The organism is Pseudarthrobacter sp. AG30 (assembly GCF_003116525.1).
GTDB lineage: Bacteria > Actinomycetota > Actinomycetes > Actinomycetales > Micrococcaceae > Arthrobacter.
The window spans coordinates 117,851-129,003 of the sequence record NZ_QEHL01000009.1; the positions used below are offsets into that span (position 1 = coordinate 117,851).

General features: G+C 68.5%; 9 protein-coding genes. 8 read left to right on the top strand and 1 reads right to left on the bottom strand.

Translation table 11 applies throughout. The annotated features are described in order from the left end of the window. Positions 1-52: 52 nt before the first annotated feature. Entirely contained in the window at positions 53-601 is a 549-nt protein-coding gene (locus DC347_RS09535) for a YceI family protein (protein ID WP_109045203.1), read from the bottom strand. A gap of 202 nt (positions 602-803) precedes the next feature. Between DC347_RS09535 and DC347_RS09540 the strand changes: the two genes are divergently transcribed. From DC347_RS09540 to DC347_RS09575, 8 genes are all read left to right on the top strand, one after another. Next, on the top strand, positions 804-1,484 hold the full coding sequence (locus DC347_RS09540; protein WP_026264588.1) for a histidine phosphatase family protein: 681 nt from the start codon (positions 804-806) through the stop codon (positions 1,482-1,484). Between the two features lie 35 nt (positions 1,485-1,519). Beyond that, positions 1,520-2,098 carry a TlpA disulfide reductase family protein gene (locus DC347_RS09545; RefSeq protein ID WP_109045380.1) on the top strand — a complete coding sequence of 193 codons (579 nt, stop codon included), beginning with the start codon at positions 1,520-1,522 and terminating at the stop codon, positions 2,096-2,098. Positions 2,099-2,113: 15 nt separating this feature from the next. Continuing rightward, positions 2,114-2,869, top strand: coding sequence for a cytochrome c biogenesis CcdA family protein (locus DC347_RS09550; RefSeq protein WP_109045204.1), 756 nt, complete (start codon positions 2,114-2,116; stop codon positions 2,867-2,869). After that, positions 2,869-4,641 carry a cytochrome c biogenesis protein ResB gene (locus DC347_RS09555; protein WP_109045205.1) on the top strand — a complete coding sequence of 591 codons (1,773 nt, stop codon included), beginning with the start codon at positions 2,869-2,871 and terminating at the stop codon, positions 4,639-4,641. Before DC347_RS09550 ends, DC347_RS09555 begins: the two co-directional genes overlap by 1 nt. Continuing rightward, positions 4,641-5,729: a c-type cytochrome biogenesis protein CcsB gene (gene ccsB / locus DC347_RS09560; protein WP_109045206.1), complete on the top strand. Its 1,089-nt coding sequence runs from the start codon at positions 4,641-4,643 to the stop codon at positions 5,727-5,729. The genes DC347_RS09555 and ccsB overlap by 1 nt, the downstream gene beginning before the upstream one ends. Positions 5,730-5,855: 126 nt before the next feature. After that, a complete protein-coding gene (locus DC347_RS09565) occupies positions 5,856-7,958 on the top strand; it encodes an Hsp70 family protein (protein ID WP_109045207.1) in 2,103 nt (700 codons plus the stop codon). A 1-nt stretch (position 7,959) separates the two neighbouring features. Further along, positions 7,960-10,047: a LuxR C-terminal-related transcriptional regulator gene (locus DC347_RS09570; protein WP_109045208.1), complete on the top strand. Its 2,088-nt coding sequence runs from the start codon at positions 7,960-7,962 to the stop codon at positions 10,045-10,047. Between the two features lie 167 nt (positions 10,048-10,214). Continuing rightward, the gene (locus DC347_RS09575; RefSeq protein WP_109045209.1) at positions 10,215-11,147 is read left to right on the top strand and encodes an IniB N-terminal domain-containing protein; all 933 of its coding nucleotides are present in this window, start codon (positions 10,215-10,217) and stop codon (positions 11,145-11,147) included. The last annotated feature ends 6 nt before the right edge of the window (positions 11,148-11,153 follow it).

Below are 11,153 nucleotides of genomic sequence, written 5' to 3' on the forward strand. Positions count from 1 at the left end.
GGCACCCCGGCACCAGGCGAAATGCCTGCTGCCGGGGTGGGCCGGAGCGGAATCAGGCTGCGGGAGCGATGAAGGCGAGCTCCAGGTTGATGGCAACCTTGTCGCTGACCAGCACGCCGCCGGTCTCCAGGACGGCGTTCCAGGTCAGGCCGAAATCCTTGCGGCTGATGGTCGTCTCCGCGGAGACGCCTGCGCGGGTGTTGCCGAACGGGTCAACGGCCACGCCGTTGAACTCGGTCTCCAGGGTTACCGGGCGGGTGACGCCCTTGATGGTGAGGTCACCGCTGAGCTCGTAGCTGTTGCCCTTTGCCACCAGGCCGTTGGAGACGAAGGAGATCTCCGGGAACTTCTCCACGTCGAAGAAATCCTCGCCCTTGACGTGGCCGTCGCGGTTGGCGTCGCCGGAGTCGAAGCTGGCGGTCTTGATGGTGGCGTTGATCTTCGAGTCGGCCACATCCTCGACGAGGTCAAGCGTCGCGGCGGCTTCGGTGAACTGGCCGCGGACCTTGCTGATGCCGGCGTGACGGACGGTGAAGCCGATCTCGCTGTGGGAGTTGTCCAGGGTCCAGGTACCGGTGGTGACGTCTGCGGGAAGTGCCATGATGATGCTCCTTGTTCTTGATGCCTGTTGTGGTCATGCGGTTGAACCTTCATCGGTTGAAGCCTCAACTAACTTGCTGCATCCAGTATAAACATGCATTTGCATCTTTTGTTCCCCCGTTCGGAACATTTCTTCAGAAACTTAAGTTCTACTGTTCGTAGAAGATTTCGGATCGCACGCCATCTTTGAGAAACTGGTAAACATGCCCCAAGCCACTGTCCATCTGCTCCGCCACGGCGAGGTCCATAATCCCGACGGCGTTCTTTACGGACGGCTCCCCGAATTCCACCTCTCCGAACTGGGGCAGGAGATGGCCAGGACCCTCGCCGAGCACTTCCGGCAGCGTGCCGAGCAGGGCGCACGGATCACCTACCTGGCCGCGTCGCCGCTGGACCGTGCGCAGGAAACGGCACGGCCGACGTCGGAAGCCCTGCACCTGGAAATCCACACGGAGCCGCGGATTATCGAGGCGGAAAACTACTTCGAGGGCATGAAGGTCACCAAGGCAGAACTCCGCCGGCCAAAGCACTGGCCCCGGCTGGTCAATCCGCTGCGCCCGTCCTGGGGCGAGCCCTACACGCAGCAGGCGGCCCGCGTTGCCGCCGCAGCGCAGGACGCCCGGCTCCGGGCAATTGAACTGGCCGCCGGCGATTTCGGTGCTGCAGGACCCGAGGCCATCCTCGTCAGCCACCAACTGCCCATCTGGGCCGCACGGCTCAGCGCCGAAGGCCGGCCCCTGTGGCACGATCCCCGCAAGCGCGAATGCACGCTGACCTCCGTCACGTCCCTGGTGTTCGATGACGCCGGCTCCCTGGTCCGGGTCGACTACAGCGAACCCGCCGCGTCCCTTCTTCCCGGTGCCGCCAGCACCCCTGGAGCCTAGCTGTGACCAATGATTTCCTCCCTACGCGCCGGAGCATGCTCGCCGCGGGCGGCCTGGCCCTCGGCGCACTGACCCTGGGCTTGTCCGGCTGCGCCCAGGAAGACGCCCTGGCCAAGCAGGCAAAGGCCGGGGACAACAAGAACTACGTGGCAGGCGACGGTTCCGTCACCGAATTCGCCGCCGGCGACCGCAAGGAAGCCGTCCAGATCCAAGGGGCACTCTTCAGTGGCGCCAAGGTCACCCCTGCCGACTTCCAGGGCAAGGTCAGCATCCTGAACTTCTGGTTCGCCGCCTGCGCCCCGTGCCGGGTGGAGGCGCCCATCCTCGAAGAACTCCATCAGGAGTTCAAGGACCAGGGCGTGCAGTTCTTCGGCGTCAACCTCCGGGATGAGAAGCCCACGGCGGAGGCGTTCGAGAAGACCTTCAACCTGACCTACCCGAGCTTCGATGACAAGGACGGCGGCGTCCTGCTGTCCGTGTCCGGCCTGGTTCCGCCCGGGGCAGTTCCCACCACCCTGGTCCTGGACAAGCAGGGGCGCGTGGCGTCCCGGGTCCTCGGCGAGATCGAAAAGGGCACCTTGAAGGCCCTCATCACCGCCGCCGTGGCGGAGTAGGGCGGCCCGGGAACCGTGAACAGTCCCTTCGCCGAAGCAATCCTCAGCGGCTCGCTCCTCCTGGCCATCCCGGTGGCGCTGCTTGCCGGGCTGGTGTCCTTCCTCTCGCCGTGCGTGCTGCCCCTCGTTCCGGGCTACCTCGGCTACGTCACGGGATTGAGCGGCGTTGACCTGCAGAAGCAAAAGCGCGGCAGGATGCTGGCCGGCATCGGCTTGTTCGTCCTGGGCTTTTCGGTGATCTTTGTCCTGCTGGGCGGCGCCTTCGGGCAGCTGGGCACCCTGATCAGCGGCAGCCGCAATGCCTGGATCACCCAGCTCCTGGGGATCCTGGTGATCGTCATGGGCATCGTGTTCATGGGCGGCTTCAGCTGGCTCCAGCGGGACGCGAAAATCCACGCCAAACCCCCTGCCGGGCTCTGGGGAGCACCGTTGCTGGGCCTGACCTTCGGGTTGGGCTGGGCGCCGTGCATCGGGCCTACCTACTCCGCCGTGCAGCTGCTGAGCCTCTCCGGCGGATCGTCCGCCGCCAAGGGCGCATTCCTGGCGTTCGTCTACAGCCTGGGACTGGGCATCCCGTTCCTGCTGATCGCGCTGGCGGTGCGCCGCGGGATGGGCGTCATGGCGTTCTTCCGCAAACACCGCCTTGCCATCCAGCGGACCGGCGGCGGCATCCTGGTGGTGCTGGGCCTGCTGATGGCCACCGGCGTCTGGGGAGCCTGGGTGACCGGGCTGCAGTACTGGTTCCAAACCGACGTGAAGTTGCCGATCTGATGAGCGAGCGTGTGAACGTAAAGAAGAAGCAAGCCACCCCTGTCGCGGAAGCCAAGGCAGAAGCCACCCTCCCGGTGCTGGGCCCGGTTGGCATGCTGCGGTGGGCTTGGACCCAGCTGACCAGCATGCGGACAGCACTGTTCCTGCTGCTGCTCCTCGCCGTCGCCGCCGTCCCCGGCTCCCTGTTCCCGCAGCGGCCTGCCAACCCCTCCGTGGTGACCCAGTACATCAAGGACCACCCGGACTACGGCAAGCTGCTGGACTCCCTGCAGCTCTACGACGTTTACTCCTCGGCCTGGTTCTCCGCGATCTACCTGCTGCTCTTCATCTCGCTGATCGGTTGCGTGGTGCCGCGAGCCATTGCCCACTACAAGGCCATGCGTTCCCAGCCGCCGCGTACCCCGCAGCGTTTGTCCCGGCTCCCCGAATACGGCACCCTGGTGGTTCCCGCCGACGCCGGGATCCCGGCGTCGGACGCCATCCGCAGCGCCGCCGGGCTGCTCCGCAAGCGCGGCTACCGCGTGGAGGTCAGGGATGCCGACGGCGCCCTGCCGTCCCTGGGTGCCGAGCGTGGCTTCCTGAAGGAAGTGGGCAACCTGGTCTTCCACACCTCGCTGATCGGCGTGCTGGTGTCCGTCGCCGCCGGCGGCCTGTTCGGGTACAGCGGCCAGCGCATCCTGGTGGAAGGCGACACGTTCGTGAACACCTTGGTGGGCTACGACCAGTTCAACCCGGGCACCAACTTCCAGTCCAGCCAGCTCCAGCCCTACTCGCTGCAGCTGGACAAGTTCAACATCACCTTTGACCGGGAATCGAAGGGCAAGTTCGGCCAGCCCATCGACTTCTCGGCCGCCGTCACCACCAAGGAAACCCCGGACGCTCCCGCCAAACAGGAAATCCTGAAGGTCAACGATCCCGTGAGCCTGGGCGGCACCAGCATTTACCTCACCGGCAACGGCTACGCACCCGTGGTCACGGTCCGCGACGGAGCCGGGAACATCGCCATGCAGGGCCCGGTGGTGGCCAAGCTGCAGGGGGACAACTACTACTCCTCCGTGGTGATCAAGGTCCCCGACGCGAAGCCGGACCAGCTGGGCTTCGTGGGCTTCTTCCTCCCCACCGCGTTCGTCACGGACAAGAACGTTTCGTTCAGCGCCGACCCCGAGCTGTTCAACCCGCAGCTGACCCTGAACTCCTACTACGGCGACCTGGGCCTGAACAGCGGTGCGCCGCAGAACGTCTTCGAACTCGACGTCAGGAACCTGACGCCGCTCAACGCGCGGAACCTGGCCGCAGGCGGCATCACCCTGGCGCCGGGCTCCACCTACACCCTGCCGGATGGCAAGGGCACCATCAGTTTTGACGGGGTGAAGCGCTACATCGGTGTGGACATCCACCACAACCCGGGCCAGGTCTACGCCCTGGTCTTCGCGCTCCTCGCGGTGGCGGGCCTGATCGTCTCGCTCTACGTCAACCGCCGGCGCGTCTGGGTGCGCACCGGCACCGCGGCGGACGGCCGGACCATGGTGGAGTACGGGCTCCTGGCCCGCGGTGAGGACCACCGCCTCGCCGGCGAGGCGGCCGCCCTCCGGAAACTCTTCACCACGGAATGGCAACTGCCCGAGGACAACGCCGCCGACGAAACGGCATCCGACCACGCTGATGCCGAAGGCACCGCCGGGTCCCAGCAAACTCCCAGCCGGGCAGGCGATAATGTCGCAGGCTCCGTCAGCACCCCAGCAGGCCCCACCGGGCCCGAAAAGGACCAGTAATGCCATTTGGAATCAACGAAACCATGGGCCAGTACAGCGAACTCTTCATGCTGCTGGCGGCGGGTACCTACACGGTGGCTTTCATCGCCTTCGCCTGGGACCTGGCCAAAAGCAGCAAGGCGCTGCGCGCAGTGGACCTCAAGGCGGCGCAGGCGGGTGCCCCGGCAAGGGTTCCCGTAGCAGCCGGCGTTGGCGCCGGCTCCGCCGAGGCCCGCCTGGACGGGCCCGCCGGCCGGGCCGAGCGGCCGTCGTCGTCAACTGCCAAGGCCAACGCGGCAGGTTCCGGCGGCGTCGCCACGGCCGACGGCGACATGAAGTATGCCGCGGAGCGCCGGGTCCCGGCGCGGGTCGCCGTGGCCCTGACCACCCTCGCCGTCCTCATCCACGGCGCCGGCGTGGTGACCAGGGCCCTTGGTGCCGGCCGGGTGCCGTGGGGCAACATGTACGAATTCCTGACCACCGGCGCGTTCCTGGTGGCGGCTGTGTTCCTCCTCTCCCTGATCCGCCGCGACCTCCGCTTCCTGGGCACCTTCATAGTGGGCCTGGTCATCATCATGATGGTTGCTGCATCCGTGGCCTTCTGGACCCCCGTCGGCCACCTCGTGCCCGCGCTGCAGAGCTACTGGCTGGTCATCCACGTTTCCATTGCGGTGCTGTCGTCCGCCTTGTTCACACTGACGTTCGCCATGTCCGCCCTGCAGCTGGTCCAGTCCCACCGGCAGAAGGCCGTCGCCGCAGGCGGCGCCGACAAGCTCGGCTTCATGCGCCTGGTGCCCTCGGCGCTCAGCCTCGAAAACCTGTCCTACCGCATCAACGCCATTGCCTTCATCGGCTGGACCTTCACGCTCATGTTCGGTGCGATCTGGGCAGAGAAGGCCTGGGGCCGGTTCTGGGGCTGGGACACCAAAGAGGTATGGACGTTCGTGATCTGGGTTGTCTACGCCGGCTACCTGCACGCCCGGGCCACCCGCGGCTGGACCGGAACCCGCGCCGCCTGGCTGTCGATCGTGGGCTACTGCTGCGTGATCTTCAACTTCACCATCGTGAACACGTTGTTCAACGGGCTCCATTCCTACTCCGGGCTCTGAGCCGCCGGCATCGAATAACCATTCGATGTAGCAACAGGGCTGTTCCCCGGTCCTTCGGAAATGCTACTTTGGTCAGGTTCCCTGTGATGAAGTTTGCAGGCGGATCACCAGTTTTCCGAGGTACCCATGAGCTATGCTCTCGCCGTCGACGTCGGAACCAGTTACACAGCGGCCGCCGTTGTCCGTTTCGACGAAGGTGCTTCGCCCCTTCCGGAGTGCCTGCCGTTAGGCCTCCGAGGCACGTCCGTGCCCTCCGTTGTGTACTACCCGGAAGAGGGCCCGGTCCTGGTGGGGGAAGCCGCGGAGCGTCGCGGCCTTGACTCACCCGGCCGCGTCATCCGCGAGTTCAAGCGGCGCGTCGGTGACGACGTCCCGTTCGCCCTGGGCACCCTGGCGATACGGCCTGAAGATGTGTTCGCCACCGTGGCCCGGTGGGTGGCCAGCCGTGCGGCCGAACGCGAAGGCGCGCTGCCGGCGGCCATCTTCCTGACCCACCCGGCAGCCTGGGGAATCCACCGGCTGTCCGCCATCCGCGACGCGCTGGCCGCCCACGGCCTGGACAACGTCACGCTCCTTCCCGAACCCGAGGCTGCGGCCCTGCACTACGCCTCCCAAGTGCGGGTGGAGGACGGAAGCACCATCGCGGTGTACGACCTCGGCGGCGGGACCTTCGACACCGCCGTGCTGAGGAAGTCCGGCGGCCGCTTCGAGCTCCTGGGCCGCCCCGATGGCATCGAGGACCTGGGCGGGGCGGACTTTGACGCCGCCGTGTTCCGCTACGTCGCGCAGCATACCGGCACTGTCCTGGCGGACCTCGACCCCGCCGATCCCGCCGTGATGGGCGCCCTGAGCCGGCTCCGGCGCGAATGCGTCGAGGCCAAGGAAGCGCTCTCTGCGGACAGCGAAGCCACCATTCCAGTGCTCCTCCCCGGCGTCCAGCAACAGGTGCGGCTGGTGCGGGCCGAGTTCGAGGCGCTGATCGAGGACCCCGTGCGGGACACGGTGGACGCGCTGGAACAATCACTGGCCAGGCTCCACCTTGAAGCCGCGGACCTGTCCGCTGTCCTCCTGATCGGTGGCTCGTCACGGATTCCCCTGGTGGCGCAGCTGGTGTCCGAACAACTGGGACGGCCCATTGCGGTGGACGCCGATCCGAAATCTTCCATCTGCCTCGGGGCCGCCGTGGCGGCCGTCCTGGCACACGCAGCGGCCGCCCCGGCCCTGGCCGCCGCGTCCGGGCCTGTTGCCGCGGCAGCCGGGGGCCCGGCCGCCGTCGTCCCTGTTCCCGCAGCACCAAGCGTGTCCGGTGCCCCGGTCAGGCCCAGCTGGTCACGCCAGCATGCGACGACGGCGGGGGCCTTGGTGGGGACGGGCCGGCTTCCCGGAGTGCGGGGCGGCCGAAGGGGTGCGCACGCCCCGAAACCGACGGTCCGCGTCACGGCGGTCGCCGCCGCGGCCGCCATCCTGACGGTCCTCACGGCCACGACCGCCCAAAGCCCTGCCGGGTTGGGGAACCTGACGTCGATATTCGTCCCGCAGGCAGGGGCCGACACCGGAGCTTCCGGCCCGGGAGCGGCCACCGGCCCGGCAGGGACGGAAGCCCCGGGCACCGGGGGAGCCGCTGTCGCGGTGAACCCGCAGCCGCTGGCCGGAATCGAGGCCGTTGCGAAAAAGCCGCTCGTGCCGCAGGCGGGCCTGGACGTTTCCGCCTCTCCCAGCAGCAAACAACAGGAGCTGGGCGGTGCGGCGACTACGGGCGCCGGCGCCGCCGATGGTGCCACGGCCGGGGGTGCCCCGGCAGGGACGGGGACCGCCGGCACAGGAGTGGTGCCTGAATCCGTGACCGTGGCTCCCGCGCCGCCACCGGATACCGCCCCGCCCGGCAGCACGGGCCCCGGGACGGGAACTGCCTCTCCGTCGGACACCGCGACACCGACGGAGACCGCGCCGCCGAGTACCACCACCGAACCTACGCCTGTTTCCGGTTCCACGAGCCCCACCGACCCGGCCACCTCGGCAGCACCCACGCCCACACCGCTCTCGACGGCGGTGCCCACCACGACCGGGGCTTCTGACCCGGCCACGGATCCCATCGTGTCCCCGACATCGGTAGACCTGACGCCCGTGCCGGCCACCGCCCCATCCCCGACGCCCGAGGAAACAAACCCTACGCCCACGCCCACTGATGCGGCCGTGGCGACGGCCCCGACGACGTCCCCGGCGGCCTGATATGGACGGGAACCTGCAGCGTGTGGAACGGCCCGGATCCCTGCACGCTGCGCTGCAGCAGCACCCGGGGCACCCGCCCCATGCCGCGGAATTAGTGGCCACCCAGTTGAGGGGGGCCAACGGTGCAGTACGCGAACTGCTGCTGGCGCTTTCCGTGGGTTTCGCATTGCCCGGTCCGCTGCCGGCAGAGCTTCAGCACAAAGTTGGCAGGGGAGCGGACAACCTTGACGCCCTGGTGGACCGCGCCGAGTCAGCGGGGCTGCTGATGCCGGACGGCTCGGTGGTGGGCCCGGCCCGGCACGCCCTGTTGGCCGTTACCCCGACCGCCAAGATCCATGCCCTCCAGCGGGAACTCGTAACCGTCTTCGCGTCCGCAGGGCAACCGCTCGGAACCATTGCCCGGGAACTGGCACGGGGAGGCCTCGCAGATCCGCGCGTAGCCATGGAACTGGAGCAGGCCGCAGACGCCGCGCTGCAGCATGACCCCAGGCTCGCCTCGCAGATCTACGAGGAGGCCCTCCTCGCCGGAGCCGATCCCCTGGCAACTGCAGCCCGGCGCGCACAGGCCGCAGCCGGTGACGGGGAACTCGACGCCGCGGCGCGGATCATCGACACCCTCCTGGTCAGCCCAGACCCCCCGGACGTCCGCCGCGGCGTCGATGTGGCCGCCTCCGTGTGGGCCCAGCGGGGAATGCTGGCCCGCGCCGGCGACGCCTACAACTGGCTGGGCCCCGAGCGCGTGGGGGCATCCGCGCCGCTGGCCGCCGTCGCCATCCTGGGGACCGGAGACCTCAAGGGCGCGGAAGCCTTCTTCCCGCCGGGAGCCCCGCAAGCCTCCCCGACACTCCTCGCGTCCGCACTGCTCCAGACCGGCGAGGGAATCCTCGCCTCCCTGGGGGAGAAACCGCAACAGGGAATCGCCGTACTGATCCATGCCTCGGACCTGCTGAACTCGGCCGGCACGGCGCTTCCGTTGCCGGAAACACCCGGTGCACTGGCCGCACTGCTGGCCCTGCACAGCGGGGAGCCGCACCTGGCCGAGACAGTATGCCGGGCAGCCGTGGCGGCGGGCCAAGGAGGAAGCGCCGCCCAGCCCAGGCTCCTGCTCATCCAGGCCTGGGCGGCCATGATGCAGGACAAACCCGACGAGGCGCGGCTGGCAGCCACGGAGGCCGCCAAGATCAACCACTGGCCGCTGGTCCCGCGTGACGAATTCCTCAGTGCGGCGCTCGACGTGGGGCTGGCCCGCAGGAATGGCGAGGTTCCGGAACTCCTCCGGGCCTGGGAACGCGCCCGCGAGGCCATGCTGCATACATCCGTGGACCTCTACAGCCTGCTGCCCTGGGGCGAACTCCTCATTGCCGCGTCCCGGCTGCGGGAGACGCGCCGCGTGGCGCATTACGTGGACGAGGCCTGGAAGCTGCTCGGCCGCCTGGGGGAACCTCCCTTGTGGACCGTTCCGCTGCATTGGGCCGCGGTACAGGCTGCGCTGCTGAACGAGAGCCCCGCCGACCTCGCCCCACACGCGACGGCGCTGGCCAGGGCCTCGACCCACAGCCACCTCGCCGCCATCCTGGCCGCCGCGGGCAAAGCCTGGGTTTCGGTGCTGGCCGGGAGGTTCCGGCCCGCCGAAGTGGAGGGTGCTGCCAGGCTGCTGGGCGGGGTGGGGATGCCATGGGAGGGGGCACGCCTCGCCGGGCACGCTGCCGCGCGGGCTGAGGACCGCAGGGACATGATGCGCCTGCTTGCCTGCGCCCGGGACCTCCACCCGCAGGGCGGCCCGGCCGGGACGCCGGAGGTATCGGCAGGAACCAACGCCGAGACCGGCGGAAAGGGCCAGCCTGACGCCTCGGGACTGAGCGAGCGCGAGAAGGAAGTGGCCAGGCTGGTGCTGGAAGGCAAAACGTACCGGGAGATCGGGGAGTCCATCTACATTTCGCCCCGGACGGCGGAGCACCACATCGCCCGCATCAGGCGCCGGCTTGGGGCCGAGAACCGCTCCGACCTGCTGGCCCGCCTGCGCCTTGCCCTCGGCACCGACAATTCCGCGCCGGCCAAACCCCAGCACCTGCATCCGCGGCAGGAATGAAACCCCTAATGCCCCTAGCGGCGGGGGTGCCCGAACCCCGCATCCAGGCCCGCCGTTAGGGGGAATGAGCCCGATGCCCCGTGCACGGCTGCGAACCTAGGTTTGAACCAGGCCGGGTCCTGCACCCGTCGATTCCGAAACTCGAAGAAGATGTGAGGAGCAGGCAGATGCCAACACTCGCGAACGACCTCGTGCAGTTCCTCATGAAACTCTTCGGCGACCGGGAAGCAGTCCAGGCGTTCCTGGACAACCCGGAACGGGCGTTGGCGGACCACGGATTGGGCAACGTATGTTCGGCCGATGTCGACGCCGCCATGCCTGTTGTCCTCGACTACGCCCCCATCACGGTCAACGCTTCCTCGTTCGAGCGGAGCTACAGCAGCGGCGGTAACGGCCCGTGGACCGGTCCCGCGGGCCCGGCGGCAGGGCCCGGCGGCCATGGCGCGGGCTACGGCGGTACTGCCCACGACCCTGACGACCACGCCTACGCAGTCCAGCAGCTCCACCACGTGGTGGACCATTTCTCCCACACCGCCGGCGCCACCATCGTCGATGAGCGGGCCACCATCGCAGGCCAATCCGCGCCACAGAACGTCTGGGCCCACGGGGACGCGGAACAGTGGTTCGACAACGAGCTTGCGGTGGCACCGGGTGACCACGCGGCCGCGGCCTCAGCCCATGCCCCAGCCGTGTTCGGCGACGCCGCCATTGGGGCTCCAGGTATTGGGGACGCAGGTCCCGGGGACGCCGATGCGGCGAACGGCCCCTGGGACGATCACGGCGGGCTGTCCGGCTCCCTGGCCGCCGGTCCCGGCCTCGACCCGGATGATTCATCCGCCGAGGAACCCGGGCATTCCGGCCACGCCCTGGAGGCCGGCCTGTTCTCCCCTGCCGGCGGTCCGTACAGCGATCCCGCCGGACATGGGGCCATGGCGCTGGATGCACACCCGGACGACCCCTTCCAGGACAACGCGGCCACCAGCCTGGTCGGGGACAGCCAGCTCGATTTCGCCGAGGATAACCCGGCCCACCCTGATGCGGACCTGGAGGCCCACCACATCATCGACGTTCCGGTGGTTGACGACTCAGCCGGGCTGTAACACGCT